The sequence below is a fragment of the Echinimonas agarilytica genome, assembly GCF_023703465.1.
GTDB lineage: Bacteria > Pseudomonadota > Gammaproteobacteria > Enterobacterales > Neiellaceae > Echinimonas > Echinimonas agarilytica.
In genome coordinates, this window is sequence record NZ_JAMQGP010000010.1 from 94,265 (window position 1) to 116,682 (window position 22,418).

At 45.6% G+C, this 22,418-nt stretch carries 19 protein-coding genes and 1 tRNA gene; 13 read left to right on the top strand and 7 right to left on the bottom strand.

Features of this window, described 5'->3' with window-relative positions; translation table 11 throughout:
• Positions 1 to 85: 85 nt before the first annotated feature.
• Positions 86 to 1,735: a glucose-6-phosphate isomerase gene (pgi, locus tag NAF29_RS16995; protein ID WP_251262828.1), complete on the bottom strand. Its 1,650-nt coding sequence runs from the start codon at positions 1,733 to 1,735 to the stop codon at positions 86 to 88.
• Positions 1,736 to 2,080: 345 nt separating this feature from the next.
• Between pgi and NAF29_RS17000 the strand changes: the two genes are divergently transcribed.
• Together NAF29_RS17000 and NAF29_RS17005 are read left to right on the top strand one after the other, a co-directional pair.
• Positions 2,081 to 2,254, top strand: coding sequence for a DUF3545 family protein (locus NAF29_RS17000; protein ID WP_251262829.1), 174 nt, complete (start codon positions 2,081 to 2,083; stop codon positions 2,252 to 2,254).
• A gap of 297 nt (positions 2,255 to 2,551) precedes the next feature.
• Positions 2,552 to 5,239 carry a cellulase family glycosylhydrolase gene (locus NAF29_RS17005; RefSeq protein ID WP_251262830.1) on the top strand — a complete coding sequence of 896 codons (2,688 nt, stop codon included), beginning with the start codon at positions 2,552 to 2,554 and terminating at the stop codon, positions 5,237 to 5,239.
• A gap of 289 nt (positions 5,240 to 5,528) precedes the next feature.
• Here the strand turns inward: NAF29_RS17005 and NAF29_RS17010 are convergent, their stop codons facing one another.
• Positions 5,529 to 6,104 (bottom strand): hemerythrin domain-containing protein, encoded by a 576-nt coding sequence (locus NAF29_RS17010; protein WP_251262831.1) that lies wholly within the window; start codon positions 6,102 to 6,104, stop codon positions 5,529 to 5,531.
• A 140-nt stretch (positions 6,105 to 6,244) separates the two neighbouring features.
• A complete protein-coding gene (gene ung / locus NAF29_RS17015) occupies positions 6,245 to 6,949 on the bottom strand; it encodes a uracil-DNA glycosylase (protein ID WP_251262832.1) in 705 nt (234 codons plus the stop codon).
• Between the two features lie 144 nt (positions 6,950 to 7,093).
• On the opposite strand from ung, the gene NAF29_RS17020 reads away from it, so the two are divergent.
• Both NAF29_RS17020 and NAF29_RS17025 read left to right on the top strand, forming a co-directional pair.
• Positions 7,094 to 7,549, top strand: coding sequence for a methylglyoxal synthase (locus NAF29_RS17020; RefSeq protein ID WP_251262833.1), 456 nt, complete (start codon positions 7,094 to 7,096; stop codon positions 7,547 to 7,549).
• 91 nt (positions 7,550 to 7,640) lie between these two features.
• Positions 7,641 to 8,591 (top strand): beta/alpha barrel domain-containing protein, encoded by a 951-nt coding sequence (locus NAF29_RS17025; protein ID WP_251262834.1) that lies wholly within the window; start codon positions 7,641 to 7,643, stop codon positions 8,589 to 8,591.
• A 41-nt stretch (positions 8,592 to 8,632) separates the two neighbouring features.
• Here the strand turns inward: NAF29_RS17025 and NAF29_RS17030 are convergent, their stop codons facing one another.
• Positions 8,633 to 9,160 carry a cytochrome b gene (locus NAF29_RS17030; RefSeq protein ID WP_251262835.1) on the bottom strand — a complete coding sequence of 176 codons (528 nt, stop codon included), beginning with the start codon at positions 9,158 to 9,160 and terminating at the stop codon, positions 8,633 to 8,635.
• 201 nt (positions 9,161 to 9,361) lie between these two features.
• Here NAF29_RS17030 and NAF29_RS17035 point away from each other — a divergent pair, with 201 nt between their 5' ends.
• A complete protein-coding gene (locus NAF29_RS17035) occupies positions 9,362 to 11,152 on the top strand; it encodes a bifunctional diguanylate cyclase/phosphodiesterase (protein WP_251262836.1) in 1,791 nt (596 codons plus the stop codon).
• A 116-nt stretch (positions 11,153 to 11,268) separates the two neighbouring features.
• Positions 11,269 to 11,682 (top strand): CBS domain-containing protein, encoded by a 414-nt coding sequence (locus NAF29_RS17040; RefSeq protein WP_251262837.1) that lies wholly within the window; start codon positions 11,269 to 11,271, stop codon positions 11,680 to 11,682.
• Between the two features lie 9 nt (positions 11,683 to 11,691).
• Here the strand turns inward: NAF29_RS17040 and NAF29_RS17045 are convergent, their stop codons facing one another.
• The gene (locus tag NAF29_RS17045; protein WP_251262838.1) at positions 11,692 to 12,285 is read right to left on the bottom strand and encodes an outer membrane beta-barrel protein; all 594 of its coding nucleotides are present in this window, start codon (positions 12,283 to 12,285) and stop codon (positions 11,692 to 11,694) included.
• A gap of 153 nt (positions 12,286 to 12,438) precedes the next feature.
• Here NAF29_RS17045 and NAF29_RS17050 point away from each other — a divergent pair.
• Together NAF29_RS17050 and NAF29_RS17055 are read left to right on the top strand one after the other, a co-directional pair.
• Positions 12,439 to 12,525: transfer RNA gene (locus tag NAF29_RS17050), tRNA-Leu, on the top strand.
• A gap of 121 nt (positions 12,526 to 12,646) precedes the next feature.
• Entirely contained in the window at positions 12,647 to 13,669 is a 1,023-nt protein-coding gene (locus tag NAF29_RS17055; RefSeq protein ID WP_251262839.1) for an adenosine deaminase, read from the top strand.
• 4 nt (positions 13,670 to 13,673) lie between these two features.
• On the opposite strand, the gene NAF29_RS17060 is transcribed toward NAF29_RS17055, so the two are convergent.
• Positions 13,674 to 14,543, bottom strand: coding sequence for an SMP-30/gluconolactonase/LRE family protein (locus tag NAF29_RS17060; protein ID WP_251262840.1), 870 nt, complete (start codon positions 14,541 to 14,543; stop codon positions 13,674 to 13,676).
• Between the two features lie 66 nt (positions 14,544 to 14,609).
• Positions 14,610 to 16,049 carry a DUF2867 domain-containing protein gene (locus NAF29_RS17065; protein ID WP_251262841.1) on the bottom strand — a complete coding sequence of 480 codons (1,440 nt, stop codon included), beginning with the start codon at positions 16,047 to 16,049 and terminating at the stop codon, positions 14,610 to 14,612.
• Between the two features lie 130 nt (positions 16,050 to 16,179).
• Between NAF29_RS17065 and NAF29_RS17070 the strand changes: the two genes are divergently transcribed.
• The 5 genes from NAF29_RS17070 to arcA all read left to right on the top strand — a co-directional run bounded on the left by NAF29_RS17070 (position 16,180) and on the right by arcA (position 22,417).
• Positions 16,180 to 17,823 carry a flagellar assembly protein A gene (locus NAF29_RS17070; protein ID WP_251262842.1) on the top strand — a complete coding sequence of 548 codons (1,644 nt, stop codon included), beginning with the start codon at positions 16,180 to 16,182 and terminating at the stop codon, positions 17,821 to 17,823.
• Between the two features lie 61 nt (positions 17,824 to 17,884).
• On the top strand, positions 17,885 to 18,508 hold the full coding sequence (locus tag NAF29_RS17075; protein ID WP_251262843.1) for a super-infection exclusion protein B: 624 nt from the start codon (positions 17,885 to 17,887) through the stop codon (positions 18,506 to 18,508).
• Positions 18,509 to 18,571: 63 nt separating this feature from the next.
• The gene (locus tag NAF29_RS17080) at positions 18,572 to 19,633 is read left to right on the top strand and encodes a class I SAM-dependent methyltransferase (protein ID WP_251262844.1); all 1,062 of its coding nucleotides are present in this window, start codon (positions 18,572 to 18,574) and stop codon (positions 19,631 to 19,633) included.
• Between the two features lie 107 nt (positions 19,634 to 19,740).
• The gene (locus NAF29_RS17085) at positions 19,741 to 21,198 is read left to right on the top strand and encodes a glycogen synthase (RefSeq protein ID WP_251262845.1); all 1,458 of its coding nucleotides are present in this window, start codon (positions 19,741 to 19,743) and stop codon (positions 21,196 to 21,198) included.
• Between the two features lie 499 nt (positions 21,199 to 21,697).
• Positions 21,698 to 22,417 carry a two-component system response regulator ArcA gene (gene arcA, locus NAF29_RS17090; protein ID WP_251262846.1) on the top strand — a complete coding sequence of 240 codons (720 nt, stop codon included), beginning with the start codon at positions 21,698 to 21,700 and terminating at the stop codon, positions 22,415 to 22,417.
• Position 22,418: the final 1 nt, after the last annotated feature.

The window sequence follows — 22,418 nt, forward strand, 5'->3', positions numbered from 1 at the left end:
TAAGACTAGGTAAGAATAATGACATTGGCATTGTTGGAAAACAAAAAAGGCCGCAAAAGCGGCCTTTTTTCATCATGGACTCTGCTTAACGCCAAGATTTGTAAGTATTAATCAAACCATTGGTGGAACTATCGTGACTGCTAACGTCTGCATCATCACCAAGCTCTGGAAGAATAGCACTGGCCAACTGCTTGCCCAATTCCACGCCCCACTGATCGAAACTATAAATGTTCCAAATCACGCCTTGTACAAAGATTTTGTGCTCATACATTGCAATCAAACGACCCAGCGTTGCAGGGGTCATTTGCTTGAATAAGAATGAGTTTGTTGGGCGGTTACCTTGGAATACTTTATGCGCCACTAGATCTGCCACTTCTGCATCGGTTTTACCCGCCGCTTTGAATTCAGCTTCAACGGCTTCTTTGGTTTTGCCAAACGCAAGAGCTTCAGTTTGTGCAAAGAAGTTGGCTAATAATTTAGGATGATGATCGCCCGTTGGGTTGTAGCTAATAGCAGGCGCCAAGAAGTCACATGGGATCAACTTCGTGCCTTGGTGAATCAATTGGTAGAACGCATGTTGACCGTTGGTACCAGGCTCACCCCAAATGATTGGGCCAGTTTGATAATTTACAGCCTCGCCGCTGCGCGATACGTACTTGCCATTACTTTCCATGTTGCCCTGCTGGAAGTAAGCCGCAAAACGGTGCATGTATTGGTCGTACGGTAAAATCGCTTCTGAGTCGGCATCAAAGAAATTACCATACCAAAGACCAATAAGTGCCATCAGTACCGGTACATTATTTTCCAGTGCAGTGTCTTTGAAATGCAAATCGGTGTCGTGAGCCCCTTGCAACAGTTCTTCATAGCGCTCAAAGCCGATGGTCAATGCAATGGATAAGCCAATTGCACTCCACAAGCTGTAACGACCCCCAACCCAGTCCCAAAACTCAAACATATTAGCTGAGTCGATACCGAATGCTTCTACCGCTGCGGTGTTGGTTGAAAGTGCTGCGAAGTGCTTAGCAACATGAGCTTCGTCGCCCGCGGACACCAAGAACCAATCTCGAGCACTCAGTGCGTTGGTCATGGTTTCTTGCGTGGTAAATGTTTTAGATGCAATCAAGAATAATGTAGTTTCTGGATTTACATTTTTGAGAATCTCAACAACGTGAGTGCCGTCTACGTTAGAAACGAAGTGCGGAGTAATGCCTTTGTCCCAGTATGGCTTCAAAGACTCAGTCACCATAACAGGTCCTAAATCAGAGCCACCAATACCAATATTCACCACATCAGTAATGGCTTTACCCGTATAACCTTTCCAGCGACCACTATGCACTTGCTCACAAAACTCTTTCATTTTGGCAAGTTCATGATTCACTTTTGGCATCACATCTTCACCGTCAACCATCACCGGGGTGTTGCTACGATTACGCAATGCAGTGTGGAGTACGGCACGGTTTTCAGTGGCGTTTATTTTATCGCCACCGAACATAGCAGCAATGGCTTGGCTCAGTTCAGTTTGCTCAGCAAGTGCGAGCAAGTGGCTCAATGTCTCGTCATTAATCAGATTTTTTGAATAATCAAATAAGATATCTTCAAACTGAGTCGAGTATTGAGAGAAACGACCGGCATCCGCGTCAAATAAAGCTTTGATCGACGTAGACTTCATAGCCTCAGAGTGTTGAGTGAGGGCTTCCCACGCAGGGGTTTGAGTCGGATTGATGGACTTGAGCATGTCTTCTCCTATGTAAAGCATGTGGGGGCTAGCTAATTGTGCGCTTGTGTTCGCGCTTGCAAGCAACTACTGGCCTTTATATTCAATTGGTTAGTTGGGATTATTATGTGACGGCTCGCATTGACTGTCGCCTAATTAAGTCGGCTGAGTTGCAGATCTATAAAATTTAGACGAATTTCAGCTCGGCATAATACTTAAATTGGCGCTAGATCTCACCCTGTTTTTACTGGTTGGAGCACCGTCACATAAACGCAACATTTGTCGTTTACTTTTTACCCTGTTGTGATATCAAAAATACTGCTCATCATGAGCAATCGTCTCATTATAGATTCGGGGTACATCACTATGGAAAGACTGGAATTTGGTTATTCAGATAGTTCATACGACAAATCTAATGAACGCAACTCTCGCTCCAAACGAAAGTGGCGAGAAATAGAGTCCATCAAAGAAAAATATCGATTACAAAAAGAATTAGATGAATTCGACTTCTCATTTAGTGATGGTTTAGACGAACGTTGATGACAACGTCAATGCTCCAGAGCTAAGCACCCGCGAGAATCCGAAGGCTCTCTCGAAAACCGCAGCAATGTGCAGATATTAAAGCTGTAACCTCCTGAATTTTTCGTCAACTTTGTGACATTTGGCGAAAAATTCCACGCGAAAGCATTATTGTTAACAGTTAAACTTGATCAAAGCTGCGTATGCTCTGATCCTTCTCGATCTTTTTCTGGGTCATTTCCCACGGATCGTTCAAAAGTCACGAACCTCTTGCTTGCGCGCGTTTTCAATAAAAACAAGTGAAAGGTGTTCACCTCTATGTCTGCTAGAAATACGTTTATTTACAGTACCATTGTCGCTGCCGCGCTCTCGCTTGCTGCATGTGGAGGAGGCGGCGGTTCAGATAATCCTGACTCAATAGTTACACCCGATACTACCCCGGAAAGCTTCACGTTTACGGCGCAAACTGACGTGAGTGAAGGTGTCTGGATCGAATCCAACACGATCACTGTGTCAGGTATCAATAAAGCGACAACCATCTCGGTTACCGGTGGCGAATATGCTATTGGTAGTGGCAACTTTACGGCTATGGCAGGTGATATCGAGCTGAACCAAACGGTTCGCGTGCGACTTCAAACACCCATTCAAGCAGGCCAGAGCAGCAGCGCTATGTTGTCGATCGGCGGTGTTACAGCCACTTTTACCGCAACAACGACCGCAGATACCACGCCAGATGCGTTTACTTTTACGGCGCTGCAAGATGTTGCTAAAAACATTTGGCTAGAATCCAACAGCATAACGGTAGCGGGCATCATTAGTCCTGCGAATATTGAGATTACAGGCGGTGAATACTCAATCGATGGCGGCAGCTATAGTAGTTCCAGTGCGACTGTCGGTGTTGGTGAAGCAGTACGTGTCCGCGTTCAATCTTCTAACTTAGGTGGAGAAGCAAGCACTGCAACACTGACGATTGGCGGTGTTTCCTCTGCTTTTACTGTCACGACTGCCGCAGATGCTATTCTTGGTAATCCGCGCGTTGATGTTAATTTTAACCGCAAGCACAGCGTTAATGGGGTCGCTCAGTTTGATCGACAGAAATACATCACAATTCACGCGTCGCATCAAGAGAATGGCTGGAGTGAAAATGATAGCCACAGCCGCAATGCACCAAATGCCATTGATAATTTATTGACAACCTTTGCCAACGGCTACGACGTATATTTTGGCCGTGAAACGGGATCTCCAGGTTGGCAGTTGCGTAACGTGGCACAAGATACCAGTCGTGCAGGCTTTATAGATGAAGCAAGTGCTACGACACGAGGTAATGGTGTTAAATGGAGCTATACCAACGGTACTAGTGACAAAGTAACACAAGCACGTGCCGTGGAGTTCCGTGCTCGCGATATGATTGTTGGAGGTCAGCAACACCCATACTGGCCTGAAGGCACATTGATCAACACAATTGGCGGCACAGCATGGGCGTTTTCGCAGGAAGATACAGTGGATGAGCCGCTAGGTACTGCAACCGGACACTTCTTTAGTCAATTTTTATCTAAGTATTTCGCATTAAACGATAGTGATTTAGGTACCCCTAAACCAACGTATTTTGAAGTAATGAACGAGCCACTGTATGACTTAACCAGCGTGCGCTCTGGCGCAGACCGTGTTGAGCCGGTCGACATATTCCGTTTCCATAACACCGTTGCTGATGAAATTCGTAAAACTTCTGCAAATGATAATATTGCGGTTGGAGGCTATACCGTAGCCTTCCCAAATTTTGAAGAAGATGATTTTAACCGTTGGAATGATCGGGACAAGTTATTCCTTGATACTGCCGGTGATAAAATGGATTTTATCTCGATTCACACCTATGACTTCCCTCGGTTCGAAAACAGCGAGCGCTTCCGTAAAGGCAGTAACCTAGAAGCGACTTTGGATATGCTGGACCACTACAGTATGTTGAGCTTTGAAGAAGTGAAACCACTCGTGGTGTCTGAATACGGTGCTCAGATTCACACATTAATTAACCAAGGTTGGAGTGAGGAGCGCAATACGCACTCGCTACGTTCAACAAACTCCCAGTTGATGTCGTTCCTTGAGCGTCCGGATACCATCGCGAAAACGATTCCGTTCTTTGTAGTGAAAGCTGAGTGGGGTCGCAAAGAGGTGAATGGCGTGACAGTACCTTACGGCCCGCGTTTGATGATTCAAGAATTTGAACGCACCGGAGATAGCAGTCAGACGTCTTGGGTGTACTCAGATCTCGTGCTGTTCTATGACTTATGGTCAGACGTGGCTGGTACTCGAATCGATACATACGCAACCGACCAAGATCTTCAAGTCGATGCATATATCGATGGTGATACGGCGTATATCATACTAAACAGCTTAGAATTTGATGAAACAGATATAGATTTGAATGCCTTAGGCTTAGATGAGTCAACTATTTCTAGCGTGACAATTCGCCACTTAGTGTCGTCGAATGATGCCAACTTAGCGTCATCGATAGAAACGACTGAATTGACGGAATTACCGGATACGGTCACTTTGGATGGCGAAGGCACCATGATCATTGAAGTGGTTCGCAATGCCGATTACATGATCGACCAAACATTGTCAGAATCGAAACATTATGCGGATAGCTATCTGCAGGAGATTATTGCAAATCAAGCAATTGATTTCTCGATCTCCGATGTGACGGTTGGCAATCATGGTGAGGCGGTATTACGTTTAGGTATTGGCCGAGCGCACGATAAATCGTTGCAGCCAACGGTGACAGTAAATGGGAATACCGTGGCAGTACCTACGGACTTCCGCGGCTACGATCAGGTCTCAGGCGATATCAACACAGGTCGAGCCAGCTTCTACGGTACCTTAGAAATCCCTGTATCACTCTCTGCGCTACAACAAAATAACACTGTGTCTGTGACTTTTCCCGACGCCGGAGGCCATGTCGCGTCCGTAGTGATGCAAGTATTTAACAGCACAGATGCGGTTATACGTTAAACGCGACAATGACCCCTGTTTGAGATTGAAACCACCCCCGATGTGAGTCGAGTGGTGGTTTTTATACGAGCAATGTCGTGGTTTTGCGAGAAGAGAAACGCTTTAGTGATATTAAAAAGTCAGTATTAACGCTTCGTTGTGCAGCTTTATCATCACATAACACCACCAGCAAGTGACTTCCTATTGTGGCCTTACGCTCTTGATCCAACGCTACCTATGGCGCTTGTATATCATAAAGAAGCCCCGCAAAAATGCGGGGCTTCTTTGGTTTTCGGCTCAACCAAACATCTTAACCGTGTAAAGTTTGATGCAAGGGTTTGTAGCGCTCGCTTACTTGTGTGCCAAATAACGGATCTGCTTTTTTCGCCAGCTCTTCCAGCGAATCGACATCTGAAACTCCATCGTATGGCAATAACTTTAAAATTGCGTCCCAATCGTCGTTAGTGAGTTCTTCACGCAACATTGGGATAATATTGTCTTCTTCGTAGTTCAGATGACTGGTTTGAACATACAAAAACTCCGATAACGCATCAATGTATTGCTGTTGGGGCACCACTGCGTCCATCAGAATCATTTCTGTCATATCACTCAAGCGCTGCGTCAACTCAGAAATTTTCTGATGCTGAACCGCTAATTGATGAATCTCATCCTGATGGCCTTGCGTTTTTTCAAGATAGTATTCGTAGATAAGGTCTTCACACGGATGATGATGTTTATCAGCATAGTCATGAAGGTAATCGATTATGTCTTTAATGAAGTCATAGCGAATACTGCGATCTTCTTTCAGATCATTCAACTTGGCATCAAGGAACTTAAGCAAAGCAGCCATATTGACATGCTCTTTTTGGATAATATCCAGAATCATGTAATTTCTCCCAGCCGATAAAGCCCTAAATATAGGCTCAAGCAATCCATATACTAAAGTCAGTATATGAAGGCTTTGATAAATTTCGTATGCGCCAGCTCAATTTTATGTACGATTTTCGATCGAATGAATAGCCAAATCTAGTCTGATTCTAAACGCCAATCAACAGGCGCAATTTGGCGTTCCATCAACCAACGATTGGCTGCAGAAAAGCAGCCTGAACCGTTAAACGATACAAAATCTTTACCTGCTTTTGTGGCGCCTAAGGGGCTTGGATGCGAGGTTTTAATCACACAATGACGTTGCGTATCAATGTGTTCACACACGCCATGAGCAAACTTACCCCAACTTAAAAACACAACATTTTGAGTACGGTCATTTATGGCGCTTAGAGCCGCATTCGTAAATTGCTCCCAACCCTTTTTCTGGTGTCCGCCCGCTTGGCCTTCAGGCACTGTCAACACACTATTGAGTAACATCACGCCGCGCTCGGCCCACGCCTGTAAGCATCCAGTTTGCGGGATATCCATGCCCAAATCACGATTCAACTCTTTAAAAATATTCTTCAACGATGGCGGCTTATCCACCCCCGGTTGTACTGAGAAAGATAAACCATGGGCCTGACCTTCTCCGTGATACGGGTCTTGCCCTACAATGACAACTTTAACTGATTCCAGCGGTGTCAGCTCAAAGGCTTTGAACATGTTTTCGCTCGTGGGGAAAATACGCTGCCCGTCTTGCTTTTGTTCGCGCAAGAATTGGCTGAGTTGCTGCATATACGCTTGACTCATCTGGTCTTCAAAAAACTCTTTCCAGTAACCACTTACTTGTTCAATTGCACTCACGCCGATGCTCCTTAAATATATTCTTCGATCAGGGTATCACTATTACGCTCAAGCAGATATCTAACTCCAAAAACCATTGCACCACTGACCATCGGGGGGTAGTCTCATCGCCAGATTAAACAAAAATTTAGGAGCCTACGCGCGATGGAAACTACTAGCCGAACTATCCCTGCCCGCAAACGTATTGCATTAGTTGCTCATGACCACATGAAATCTGCTCTCATGGAATGGGTATCAATTCGTAAAGAGCAGTTAATTGAACACGAACTGTTTGGCACCGGCACCACAGGTACTTTAGTTGCAAAAGCAACGGGTATAGATGTGTCTTGTATGTTGAGTGGCCCAATGGGGGGCGATCAACAACTCGGCGCTAAAATTGCCGAAGGCAAAGTCGACATGATGATCTTCTTTTGGGATCCCCTCGACGCCGTGCCGCACGATCCAGATGTAAAAGCACTGTTACGCCTTGCGGCGGTGTGGAATATTCCGGTCGCGTGTAATCCTGCATCTGCAGACTTTTTAATTGAGTCACCATTGCTCAATTGCGAATATGAGACTCGCGTACCCGATTATGCTAACTATTTGAAAAAACGTACTTGATTGATATTTGGTAATGTTTAAGTCAAAAATGTTTGCTACTTTGAATTCTGACGTTTTTGATTACTGACCTCACAATAAAGGTTGTCTGCCTATGCAAATGAATCCTCTTTCGAGCCAGTACCTTGGCTTTTCAATCGCCAGCCCGATTGTTGTTGCGGCGTGTCCGCTTTCAACTAAATTGGAAAATTTGGAGCGCATGCAAGATGCTGGCGCCGGAGCTGTTGTGCTGTTTTCTTTATTTGAAGAGGGGAGGCGCAATAATGGCGAACCCGACTCGCAGTACCGCGTGTCGAGTGACGACTATTTGCGACTAGTAGACGACGCTTCTAGCAAGCTTAATATTCCTGTGATTGCCAGTTTAAACGGCACCAATCTCGATCACCTAAGCCAGATGACCATGCTCGCCACCAATGCAGGCGCCCATGCCGTCGAATATAACCCGTATCATTTACCGGTTGATTTGACTCAGAGCGGCCGCGATATTGAAGAACAACTCGTTGAGCTAGCCACAGAAATGCGTGCTATTTGCCAAAAACCAATGGCCCTGAAATTAATGCCGACATTGAGTTCTCCAGGCAATTTGGCACTCATTCTCGATGGTATTGGTGTAGACGGTTTAGTCATGTTCAACCGTTTGTATTTACCGTCAGTGGATACTGAAAACATGAATATTCACCAAAGTGTTCAGTTATCTCGCAAAGAAGATAGCCAATGGAGCATTCACTGGGCGTCACTACTATACGGCAAAATATCCAGCAGCATTATTGGCAACAGTGGTATTGAGAATGCAGAGCAAGCACTTCAATACTTGCTATCTGGCGCATCTTCGGTGCAAGTGGCAAGCTGCTTAATTCGTAACGGCATCGACTATCTGAAAAGCCTAAATCAGGGTTTGGAAGATTGGATGAATCATCATGAATGTGACGATATTCAAAGCTTAGTTGGATTGCTCACCGAGCAACGTCAAGCAGATAGTCACACGTTGGAGCGGCTAAATTACATGAAGTCGTTGCATAACTTTCAAAGTCCGTACTTCAAATAACCATAAAGAAACCCGCCTGATGCGGGTTTCTTTTTATTGAATCAACGACCAAACATTCTTGATAACGTTTTGTCTTTCACAATAAAGTGGTGGTAGAGCGCGCCCAGCACGTGAAGTACAATCAGCCCGATGACTACATTTCCTGCAATCTCGTGAACTTCATGGGTGATCTCATTCAGCCATTCTAACTTTTCACTCGCACCTGGAATGGTGAAAAGGCCAAAGAAAGGTGTTTCACGCCCTCCTGACCAAGACATCAGAAAACCGCTTACAGGCATGAGAATCATGGCAACATAAAGTAAGCGATGCCCCCATTGAGCTGCCAAACGGGCAATTCCTTTTCCCAAAGGCTTTGGTTTACCTTTTGATACCACAGCCCAAATGCGAAATAAAACAAGCCCCCCAACTAATACACCCAGTGATTTGTGCCAGAAGTACAGCTCGAATTTTTCTGGCCCACGTGGCATTTCGCCAGCAATGAGAATTATGACGATGGCCGCTATCATCGCGATGGCAACTAGCCCATGCATTAGCTTAACCATGGGATGAAATTTTTGTTCGTGGCTCATGACGTTGTCTCTTATGTTTTTTTAAATAGTTTAAAGGCTCTAGAATTAAGCGCAATATGCCATAACGTTCTGCTTACAATTCCTTACAAAACATAGGGTAAAGTCACACTTCAAAAATTTAACAAATCTTTAATCTTGTCATGCTACTGACATAATCCTATGTCACCGTGAACCGCTTCACGCAAACTAGGTAGTATGATCATGGCGCCCTCACCGCTTGAGCAAGAGTTAGAACGTATTATAGAGAACCGCTCCTTAACCTCTCTATTTCAACCTTTGGTTCATCTTAGACGCGGAACAGTGATTGGCTACGAAGCGCTTTCACGGGGTCCTTCGGACAGCCCTCTTCATTCGCCAGCCGCTCTTTTTGAAGTTGCGTCAAAGTCACAACGTCTGTCGCAGTTGGATTTGCTATGTCGGCATTGCGCCATTGAACGCTACAATGAGTTCAACACTGATGCGCTCCTGTTTATTAATGTCAGTCCAGTCACCTTGCTGAACGAAGATCACCCCAAAGGAATGACCGTTCAATGGTTGGCGCATCACAACATTAAGCCTGAAAATGTGGTGATTGAGCTCTCCGAACAGCATCAAGTAGATGATCCCCAGACGCTTCTAAAAGCAGTGAATCACTATCGTAACCTTGGGTTTCTGATTGCCATTGATGATCTCGGTGCAGGCTTTTCCGGACTTCGCTTGTGGAGCGAGATTCAACCCGACATTATCAAAATCGATCGCTATTTTATTAGTCAAATTCATACTGATCCGGTTAAAAAAGAATTTGTTCGCAGTATTGTCTCACTCGCCCAAACCACAGGTTCCAAAGTCGTTGCAGAAGGCATTGAAACCGACGAAGAACTTCTTCAAACACAAGAGCTTGGCATTGACTATGGTCAAGGCTATTTACTCGGTCGCCCAATGCGCTCTATCGTCGACACAGCCGTTGGCGCGTATAAAATTAGAAATGACAGCTCTAACTTGTTGCACAGCCTCCAAGATACGGCAGTGGTCTTGTTGCAACCCAGCAAACCTGTGGATCACCTCGTAGCATCAGGCGAAGTTGTCGACCGATTCCTGCGAACGCCTGATTTGCAATCCATCGCCGTAACAAACGGTCCGCTGCCTGTCGGAATCGTACAACGAGCGAATATTCTTGAACTATTTTCAACTCCCTATGGCAGAGCGCTCAACGAAAGACGTCATATCGGTCAAGTCATGCAGCTGAATCCTGTGATAGTGGAATCAGATATTTCACTCGAAGATGTCAGTCGCATTGTGACCGATGAAGAAAGCTTTGATGTTCGGACTCACTTTGTGATTACAGTGCAGGGCGAATATAGAGGGCTAGGGTCAGTACGGAGTTTGCTCCGCAGGATCACTGAATCCCGTATTCAAAGTGCCCGTTACGCCAATCCTCTTACGATGTTGCCGGGAAACGTTCCCATTTATCGCGAAGTCGAACGGTTGCTCAAGAAAAAGCAAGAATTTGTCATTACCTACCTCGACTTAAATCACTTCAAACCCTATAACGATGTGTACGGTTATGGTCGTGGGGACATGATCATCCAACTGGTGGCTGAGCTCCTAAAAAGCCATGCCTCTGCACCGGGAAATTTCATCGGTCATGTGGGAGGCGACGATTTCGTAGCTATCTTCACCGATGACAATTGGCAACTGCAGTGCGAACTTATTTTGAAAGACTTTGTTGCCCGTATCCCAAATTATTATGAAGCAGTCGATATTGAACGCAATGGAATTGTAGCGCGTGCACGCAGTGGCGTAGAACAATTTTTCCCACTACTTGGATTAGCCATTGGCGCGGTACAACCCGATCCTAACCACTGCCATTCGCATCATGAAGTGGCCGCGTTAGCCGCTGACGCCAAAAAAGAAGCCAAACGTTTAACCGGCAGCCGATTGTTTATGTCACGTCGGCGTATGCCTGCCAAACCGTCTGAGTGCGATACTGTTAAGTTCGTGAAGAGTGCGTAGATAAAGCTTACCGTTGGATTAATAGTTGTGGCCTATGTTGGGTATTTGACAAAACAATTGGCCGAATAGCCGGTTCCTGCACATACTGGACGTGTGTGCTTTAGGGAGGAACTGCTATGCCACATAACCATCAAGTTCGTGATTTCATGCATAAACATTTTCCACACATGAAGGTCGGTACACCGCTGACTGAAACTGTGGACTTATTGCGCGAATTCGCAATTACAGGCACCCCCGTGATGGATGCCAATAAGAATTTAAAAGGGTTCGTGTCTGAACAAGACTGTATCCGTGTTCTTATCAGCGCCTCTTACTTTTGCGATACCACGCTGAAAGTTGATGATGTGATGAACAACGAACCACTATCGGTATCACCTGATATGGGACTCATCGACTTGGCACAGCAGATGGTTCACGAGAAACCCAAAATCTATCCAGTTGTTGAAGACGGCAAAGTCATTGGTGTGATTAGCCGCTCCGATGTCATGGCAGCACTCGGGCAATCACTCAAATCATGCGTTCCAATTTAAAGCGATAACTTAAAATGCCACCGCCAAGCTCATCAAAGCTTGGTGATGGTCAAAGTCGTCTTGCCCCCAAGCGCTGATCCACTCGGTTCGGATAAACACTGCATCAGATATTGGGAACTCCCCCCCAAGACCAAGCAACCAACTGATTTGATGGGCTGAATCTTGGCATACAAATGCTTCGCCTAGCGCTTGGCACTCTCCCTTTTCGCGTTCTAAAAATGCCACCGTGTCATAATCGTCATATTGCACACCGACACGGTAAAACGCGCTAAAGTCACGATAGTAAGCAAACCCTAACAAGCTCGCTGAAGTACTCCAATTGCCGTCAATGGCAATAGACTGTCCTTCAATCAAGTCCATATCCAGTTCACCGGGTTGCGTCAGCCCAAACTCAATTCCCCACACACGATCAAATCTGTATCCTGCATAGCCGTACCAAGTGCTACTCCAGTTTTCATCGTCTTCACCCGACACATTTCCATAGCCGCCTCCTGCACCAACATACCATGGTGACTTCAGATCTTTTTCGATGAGATCCCAGCTGCTGGCTTGGCCCAAGCTCGACACAAGTATTGCAAAACCAATAATGATGCTTCGAGACACTCTTATCTCCTTATTGAATGTTAACGCCACATACCTTACGCCAGTTAAGACAAAACTAAATACTACAGCTTTAGATTTGTGGTTTTTGGCTAAAATCACTTGCGTGATATCGAACGAATACAGTATGATTCGCGCGCGCTCAAATGCGCAACTGCAGGAGTGGCGGAATTGGTAGACGCGCTAGCTTCAGGTGCTAGTGACCGTAAGGTCGTGGGAGTTCAAGTCTCCCCTTCTGCACCACATTAAAAGGCTCGCACCTTGATTAAGGTTGCGGGCCTTTGTCATTTTTGATCAAACGCATTTGCTCCATTTAAAAACTCAGCAATACTTAGTGTATAAATAGTGCCCAATTGGAATGGCAATGAACGAGTTTTTAAGCGCGTTACCTAAAGCAGAGCTGCACCTTCACATTGAAGGGACGCTTGAACCTGAGCTTATGTTCATACTTGCTGAACGTAATCGTATTCACTTGCCTTACGCCAGCCCTGATCTTCTTAAATCCGCATACGACTTTCATAACCTTGAGCAATTTTTAGATCTCTATTATCAAGGCACCTCGGTACTTCAAACCGCCAATGACTTCTACGATCTGGCGATGGCTTACTTTGCTCGCTGCGATGTAGAGCATATTCTTCATTACGAAGTGTTTTTCGATCCGCAAGCACACATCAGGCGTGGCATATCCATGGATATCATCATGGACGGCCTTACTGGCGCTCAACAAGATGCTTGGCATCACTATGGCGCAAGCAGCGGGTTAATCATGTCGATACTGCGCGATTTACCGGTGGATGACGCACTCGAAACACTCAAGCTTGCCAAACCTTGGCAACACGAAATTATTGGTATTGGATTAGACTCTGCCGAAAAGGGGAACCCACCAGGGAAATTCCGTACTGCATTTGAAATTGCAGACGAATATGGTTGGCATCGTGTTGCTCATGCGGGCGAAGAAGGCCCTGCAGAATACATTTGGGAAGCACTCAACGAACTAAAAATACGCCGCATTGATCATGGAGTGCGTTGTGTAGAAGACCCTAAACTTGTTGATTACTTGGTCAAGCACCAAGTGCCTTTAACGGTTTGTCCGCTATCGAATGTTCGACTTGGCGTATTTCCAGACATCGCTCAAAGCAATTTTAAGCAACTGTTAGACTTGGGGCTTTGTGTCACCGTGAATAGTGATGATCCGGCCTATTTTGGCGGCTATCTCACTCAAAATATGCTAGCAATACAAGATGCCTTTGAGCTTACCCAACCACAGTGGATTCAGCTCACACATAACAGCATCGACGCATCGTTTGCGCCCGCTGAACGAAAACAAGCGCTAAAACAGCGCCTGCTCTCAACTGAAGTCGAATTTCAACAACGAGCGTCGGCCTAATTTGTCATTCGCCTTTGTAGCGAGGTTCAACCGCACCTGCCACTTCAACCTCAACGGCAAAGATCGAGCCAGATAATGGGTATTGTTCTGCCTCTTCCTCCGATCCCGCCTTAGTGGTCGTGATATAAAGTGTCTTTAAATCGCTACCGCCAAATGCAACCATCGTTGGGTTTTTAGCCGGTACCGCAATGGTATTGATAATCTCGCCTTGCGGATTCAGCTGAACAACTCGGCCACCACCATACAATGCTGACCAGTAATTCCCATCCGCATCAACTGACGCTCCATCGGGACGCCCCCAGCCAAGAGGGAACTCGGCAAAAATACGCGACTCACCGACCGTACCTGTGTCTAAGTCATAGTCGCATGCAAAGATCTTGTGCTGAGGAGTGTCTGAGTAATATAAGGTTTTTGAATCAGGGCTGAATGCCAAACCATTTGATGTCCAGTTTTCTCCTACCAATTTTTTGACGGTACCTTGATCAAGGCTGTAGAAGTGACCACTGTAAGCATCTTTACGTGGGTTCAATGTTCCAGCGATGAACCGACCTGCTGCATCACAGCGGCCATCGTTAAATCGCTGCCAATCTTTATCAGCTTCAGGATCTGCAATTGGGGTAATGCCGCCTTCCAAACTGTCGATGGTGACGTAACCTGAGCGCAAACCCGCAACAAAACCGCCTTTTTCACGGAGCGCAAAACAGCCGATTTCTTCGTCTAGCTGCAGCACCTTGTTTGTGCCAGTTTTAGGGTCAAATTGGTTTAAACGAAAGTTATCAATATCAACCCAAAATAAAGTTTGAGTCTGCTCGTCCCATCGAGGGCACTCTCCGAGCTTGGCATCGATTTTAAGCGCTGTTTTGACCTGGCTCATGGCAAATCCTTTGAAGTATTTATTTAGATGTAAAATTTTCCGCACACTATACACCAAAATGATGGTTTAGGGCGTTTGACCTTGTTCGATATCCATCGCAAGTTGCGACATCTTTTCGGTCATGCCATTGAGTAGCAATTGATGCCACGGGGCATAGAAATACCAATACGCTAAGCCCATAAAACCCGCTGGATGCCAAAGTAATTCTACGTTGAGTTCACACGACTGTTTAGACTTGGGCTCTATGGTAATTTGCATGCCACCACCGCCTGGTGCCTTCATACCGAACTTCATCACCAGCAAGCTTTCTTGTTCCACACTCAAAATACGCCAAGAATCGACCCGCTCCCCCACTCTCAACATGGTGGGATCATCTCGGCCATGATCACGGCCATTTCCCCCCATGCACCAATCCATCCATTCGCGCATGGCCCACAATATATCCATGTAAAAATAGCGATGCTCACCACCGAGTAAATTCACAACCTGCCACACACTTTTGGCCGAAGCTGGCACTGTGATGCTTTGACTCGCGCATTTGGAATAAAACCCATGCCGATGAGAAAAGTTTCGAAAAGCAGGCACTCCGTCCTCCCAACGCTTGGGGTAAACCTCAACAGTCTCCTCTTCTAGAAGCTGAGATAGCGCATCTTCATAAGCGACTAAAGTCTGCGGAATGAGCGTCTGTAAAGGAGCAGGGTTAGCTTGTAGTCTCTCGGATAGTCCTTCGATCAAAGCTTTGGCTAGCGATTTAGGTACAGATGTGACTATTCCAAGCACTGCGGTAGCCAATGACATTGGTAAATGCTGGGTCGAAACAATACGGCAACGCCAGCCCATATGGGCAGCAAGGCGCTCCATCATATCTCGATAACTCATCCATTCTGGCCCTGTTGCCTCGTAAGTTTTTCCTTGAGTTTCTGGAAGGTCAAGAAAACCAGTGAGGTATACAACAATATTACTTAGAGCAATGGGCGGTGCTAACGTATGAATGGAGTTAGGAGTAACCACCCAGGGCAAATTCCCAACCATATCTCTCATGACTTCAAAAGCGGCCGAACCTGGCGCAATAATGATACCCGCGCGAAGTTCAGTCACGGCAATGGGCGATGATGCCAACACTTTTCCGGTCGCCAGTCTAGCCTGCATATGTTCGGATTGTGGCGTATCCGACAACAAGCTCCCCATATATATGATACGTTTAACTGTCGATTGTTGAATTGAAGCCACTAAATTTTGAGCCGCTCGAACTTCGCGCTCAGAGTGCTGTTCTCCGTCGCTCATACCATGCATGAGATAATAGATTACGTCGATTCCTTCGAGTGCAGGTGGAATGCTCGAAGCGCTGAGCAAGTCCAGTGTATAGCGCTCACAGCCTAACTCTGGCCATGGTATTTCTTTGCGTGCATTGCGACTTGAAACCGACACAGTGTGACCCTTTGCAACCAACGCAGGTACAAGTTTTCTGCCGATGGTTCCAAAAGCTCCAATCACTAAAATTCGCATTTATCTGTCACCTTTATTGACATTTCACTCGCATTTGACGAAGGTCACTGAGAAAAATTCATAATCTTGATAATAAAGTTAGACGCTGACAATATTGTTAGCGGAACAAACCAACGGGACCATGTCTGCCGTGCTGAAAGACAAGCTGCTACTGAATCAAGAGACAAATAACATTGAATTGCATATGCAACTGAGCCGTCTTCAAGAAGCCGACTTAGATTCTATTGTTGCAACATTGTCAAAGTCTCGATACGCATCAAGCTTATTTGATAATAATCAATTGCACCAAGCTTTAACCAAAGCAATTGAAGCAAAAAGCGATCCTGCATTGGTTATCATAGGCAAAGCAAGTGATGCAGAACTCACCATTCACATTGAAGATGGTGGCATGATAGCCGTGGCAGAGTTGCGTCCAGCACGTGGTGGAAAATCATTAAGTCATACCGATATTGTTCGTATTTTTGCTAAGGCAGGCATTAAACACGGTCTCAACCCTAGGGCCGTTGATATTCTCAGTGAACATTCCAAAAAAAATAGCAGCGCACGCAAGATCCGATGCACAGTAGCAAAGGCAACCCCTCCTATTTTTGGCAAAGATGGAAAATTAGAACAACTGACACCGACGCTAAAAGATCGAGTATTGCGACCTCAGTCGGCCGGTGTAGGTAAAGTTGATCCTCGTGATTTCGGAGCTATTATTTCCGTGTCAGAGGGGTCACCGCTGTTACGCCGAACACCGGCTATACAGGGAAAAGACGGTATTACCGTCACTGGCAATGTGATTCCAGCACCACCGGTTCAGGACAACTTGTTAGAAGCCGCTGACGGTGCCGACTTAAAAGACGGCGACGAAAACCTGTTAGTTGCAACACGATTAGGCATACCTGTATTGACTGACACAGGTATGAAAGTCGTTGATACCTTAGAGCTAGACTCTGTCGATAACCGCTCAGGGCATATTGAATATTTGGGCAATGTTGTAGTGAAAAACGACGTGGCCGAAAGTATGCGCATTAAAGTCGGTGGCGACGTCCTCATCATGGGTAATATCGAAGGATGTATCATCGAAGCCGAAGGCGACATTACCATTGAAAAAGGCGCTTACGGGCACCTGAATGAAAATAATATATCCTCGTGTCAATTATCTGCCCGAGGCGATGTCGTTGCAACGATGGCTCAAAACGCAGGCATTACCGCAGGCAAGAGCATTCATATCAAGAAGCAGGCGCTGCATTGCACGCTATCAGCGGCTGATAGTGTATTTATTGGCTTGCAAACTCCTAATGAAGGTACTCTGATAGGTGGCCACATTTATGTTGGCAAAGGACTTTATTGCGGGGAGTTAGGTGCTCCTGCAGGCGTATCTACCGCAATTAACCTATCGCATGCATACGACTTGGCCATGCTAGAATTGGAACAATCTCGCGAGCGATTAGCCACTGAACAAGAAGCACAACGAGAGCTATCAGCTGAACTTAACCACATCAAAGAACAACAAATAAGCCCTGAACTCCAAGTTCAGCTCGACATGTGCCAATCATTTTTACGCGACCAGAAAACGACCACTGAAGCCTGCGAGTTCGGCGTTCAAACCGCCAACATTAGGCTTTCTAGAGTGGCCGAAAGCGTTGAAGTGATTGTGAGCAAAAATGCCTTTAGTGGGCTTGAGTTTAGCTTGAGCGATCAATGGGCTTTGTCGACCTCAAGAGACTATGGCCCAAGTAAAATATTTTACAGCGGTAACAGTCTGCAGCTCGAACCTTATACCCGTTAGATAACTCGGCACAGTTATTGCTAATTTCGTAGGTAGTGTCAATTGCCTGACGAGTAACGCAATGAATGTGACTGAATATAAATCCGATGCCAAGCGCGACCGGCTCCACCGCTTTTTATTAGTTTCACTAATCGCTAGTGGTGTTCTGTTATTTGCACCAAACCATATAATGCTCAAACTTCGTTTGGCCGAAATACTCGATAGCTATGGAGCTTTGGTCGCGTTAATTTATATTGTGACCTTGAGCTATTTTGTAGTCTTAGCTCTGAATTTGATGGCGCGTGTTGTCATGCAGCGATTGAATCGCCAAAAAGCTCAAAAACAAGCTGCTCTCAAAGCCAACTGTTTGGACAACGAAGAACGCGCGATCTTACGCGAGTTTTTTCTTCAGCGGACAAGCTCACTGATATTACCCATCGAGCAAGAAGCTGTTCAGCGTTTAACTGATGCACATATTTTGCATCGTCACACGCAAGAAGAAGGTCTGCGAACGGGGTTTTATCGCTTTAGTATTTCCACCGAAGCTCGTTCTTATATTACTAGCAAGAACTTGCGTCTTCCGGTGAATGACTTGACTGAAGATGATATTCGTTATTTTAAAGCCGCTCGCCCCACTTATGTTAAAGAACAACTAAAACAACAATGGCGCGAACAAATTCGTGCACAACGACGCCAAGCTGCTTGATCAGGCTACGTTGCTTTGAAATGGACATGATATACTCCCGCCGATTCAAAATGGGAAATGATCATGTCCAATTCTTCACTTCAAGACACCAGCACCGTACTCGCTCGAAATATCGAGTGTTTTGAACAACAACGCTGTTTAATCATCAATGGTCCTGGCGATACATTTCCTCAATACCTGTCAGAGCACGGTTCAGACACATATACATTTAGCTATCACTTCGGTTATCACCAATTATATGTGCAACAGCTAACGGAAGAGCGAGCAGCCTTCGGCACTCAAATTCCAGAATCGTGGAATAACTTTGATACCATCATCATCTATTGGCCCAAAGAAAAAGCGCTCGGCCAATTACTCATGCAAATGGCCATGGCTAGAGTCGCAAACAATGCTGCTATTTACTGTGTTGGATTAAATAAAGGTGGTATTAAAAGTGCGCCTCAAGTCGCTAAGGCATTAGAGCTGCCAGCAAATAAGGTTGACGCAGCGCGTCATTGCAGTTTGTTTTGTTGCCCCGTGCAATCGGCCACCTCAGTGGATGACAACGCCCTCATCATGGCGTCTGCTCGTGTATTTGAAGTCACCTTAAATACAGAAACTATCGTGCTTGTAACTCTTGCTGGCGTGTTTAGTTCTGGACGCCTTGATGACGGCACTGCCTTACTGCTCCAACACCTGCCGAACAATCAATATGATCAAGTGCTCGACTTTGGCTGCGGTTGCGGCGTCATCACCAATGCCATTGCATATTTAAACCCTAAAGCCGAAGTTCATGCCGTTGATGTCAACGCGTTTGCTCTTCACGCAACTCAATTAAGCCTTGCAAAAAACGGCCTTAAGGCCAATGTTTACCCCGTCACAGGCGTGCAAGATATCCAACAAGCATCGTTGGACTGCATTGTCACCAACCCCCCATTTCATCAAGGCGTTAAGACTCATTATCAGATCACAGAGCAGCTTTTTAGCCAAGCACCTCGTTTATTAAAGCGTCATGGTGAAATGCGAGTGGTGGCAAATCGCTTCCTCAATTATGTTCCCTTGCTTGAAGCCTCATTCAAACAAGTAGCGGTGCCTGCCTCAACGCAGAAATTCGCTATATATCGCTGTACCGCGCAACCACAATGATGATTTGAAGTTGTAAATAAAACATCAATTTATTGATCTTCCATTGAAAGCCGATAAAGTAGGGGGCTGAATCGGTAATTGCTTGTAAATCTGAATGCGGGGATTATATGCGGGTTTTGTTTTTAGCCAGTGAAGTAGACGGTTTAATTAAAACTGGAGGTCTGGCTGACGTAGCGAAAGTACTTCCCATAGAACTACAAAAACGCGACATCGATGTTTCTGTCATGCTCCCTTGCTACCCACAAGTCAAAGCTTTGGTTGTACCTGGTGAAGCTCCTATAGAACTCACCATGCACCTGGGCTCGCAACATTACATCTACCGAATCTACAAAATCAGTGGTCAAGAAGTTCCAGTTTACGCCATTGATTATGAACCTTATTTTAATCGTGACCGTCCTTATGATGATGGCAACCATGGCTATGCCGATAATGGCGAGCGCTTTGCCTTTTTCACACTGGCAGCACTTCAAGCATGCCAAATGTTAAACCTTAAGCCGAATATTGTGCACAGCAATGATTGGCACACTGCACTGGCTCCATTCTTCATAAAAACCGTATTGGCCGATAATAGCTTCTTTGCCGAGACTCGCTCAGTACTGTCTATCCACAATGGCGCTTATCAAGGCTCGTACGATCTCAACAGCATTCCTTTTGCACACACGTTTAGCCAATACACCGAAGAAGGCATGTACGACAGCTACAACATGTTTAACTTTTTAAAGTGTGGAGTGCTTTACGCTGACGCAATAAACGCGGTGAGTAAATCCTATGCCGAAGAATTAACAACACCGTTGGGCGGACACTACATGTCCCATATTTTCCAACGCCGGAAAGACGCATTGGTGGGTATTTTAAACGGCTGTGATTATGGGGAGTGGGATACTGAAAACGATCCGCATCTCATCGCCAACTACAGCGCAACGGATTTGTCAGGAAAAGCGAAGTGCAAGCAAGATCTGCAACAGCAATTAAATTTGCCCGAAGATCCCAACTTACCTTTGTTTGCAATGGTCAGTCGTTTTACTGACCAAAAAGGTTTCAGTTTGCTCGTACCTGCATTGGCTGACTTCCTTGCCAGCAGCGATGCACAGGTTGCGATTGTAGGGAGTGGAGAAACAGCCATTTGTGACGCACTCACCGCGTTAGCAAAACGCTACCCCAATCGATTTGGCCTATTTATCGGCTATAGCGATGCATTGAGCCATCAAGCACAAGCAGGCGCAGACTATTTTCTTATGCCCTCCATTTTCGAGCCCTGCGGCCTCACGCAAATGTTTAGTCTTGCCTATGGCTCACTCCCTGTCGCGCGGGAAGTTGGCGGCTTAAAAGACACCGTCATTGGCTATAACGGCAATAACTTGGAATCAGCTAATGGGATTACCTTCCTAAACCCTGAACCAGACGCGCTGTACTACACCATGCGCGCCGCAACAGATTTATACAACGAATCCCCTGAGATCTACCTTCAAATTCAACAGCGCGCGATGGCAACCCGATTTTTATGGGAGAAAAGCTCTGCGGAATACATCGACATGTATAACGATGTTTTAACTCACTCGCATTGAGCCAATCATATTGCTGAATAAAAAAGGAGCGTACAAGCGCTCCTTTTTTATGCTCTAAACTTACAAAAAACACAATATTTAAGTCGGTATTTGAGCTTGGTTATCCGCGAAATGAGCGAGGCTCAACATCACCTGAAATGAACTTTTAACACTAAGATACTGAAGCATAAACAACATGTTTCAATTTTTCATGAAAAAAAAGAGTCATTAATGGGACGTTGTAAGTGCAAAGAAAAATAAACACTTTTGGTGGCTTTTCGACCAAAAAGAACGACTAATTTACCACTTAAAAACATTTTTTTAACTTTCACCAATGCAAATCAACATTTGTTGTCTAATCTTGAAGTGAAATGAATCTAAAGCCCCCCTCAATTATCGACGTTATTTCACATCGAGCGGCAGTAGATGGAACCTTTGCGCATTGATGTGACTCAAAAGTAACAATAGGACCACTTTGAATTGGTCAATTGAATTGAATTTTATTTGAATAGGATTAGTTATGGATACGCCACACATTCTTATTGTTGAAGACGAAACAGTTACACGCACTACCCTTCAACATTTATTTGAAGCCGAAGGCTACAGCGTGCTTGAAGCAACCGATGGCGAAGAGATGCACCAGCAGTTGCTAAAAAATAAAGACATTCACTTGGTCATTATGGACATCAACCTACCCGGTAAAAATGGTTTGTTGCTGGCTCGCGAATTGCGTGAGCAAAAAGACGTCGCCTTAATGTTCTTAACAGGACGCGACAACGAAGTGGATAAAATTCTTGGATTGGAAATTGGGGCAGATGACTACATCACTAAGCCATTCAACCCGCGCGAATTAACGATTCGAGCACGCAACTTGCTCACACGCACCATGACTAGTCATAGTCATCAATTGGATGAAGAAGTCGCAGAGTACAAATTCAACGGTTGGCAGCTCGATGTGAACAGTCGCTCACTTAATTCACCGAGTGGCGAATCCTTTAAGCTTCCACGCAGCGAATATCGCGCGCTTGAAATGTTCATTCAAAACCCTGGTAAGATCTTAACTCGCGGAGATTTACTGCGACGAATGACAGGCCGCGACTTGCGTCCAAACGACCGTACTGTAGACGTCACCATCCGTCGCATTCGCAAGCACTTTGAATCAGTGCCTTCAACGGCAGAAATTATTTCGACCATTCATGGTGAAGGATACCGCTTCACAGGTGAACTCGAGGTCGCTTAGG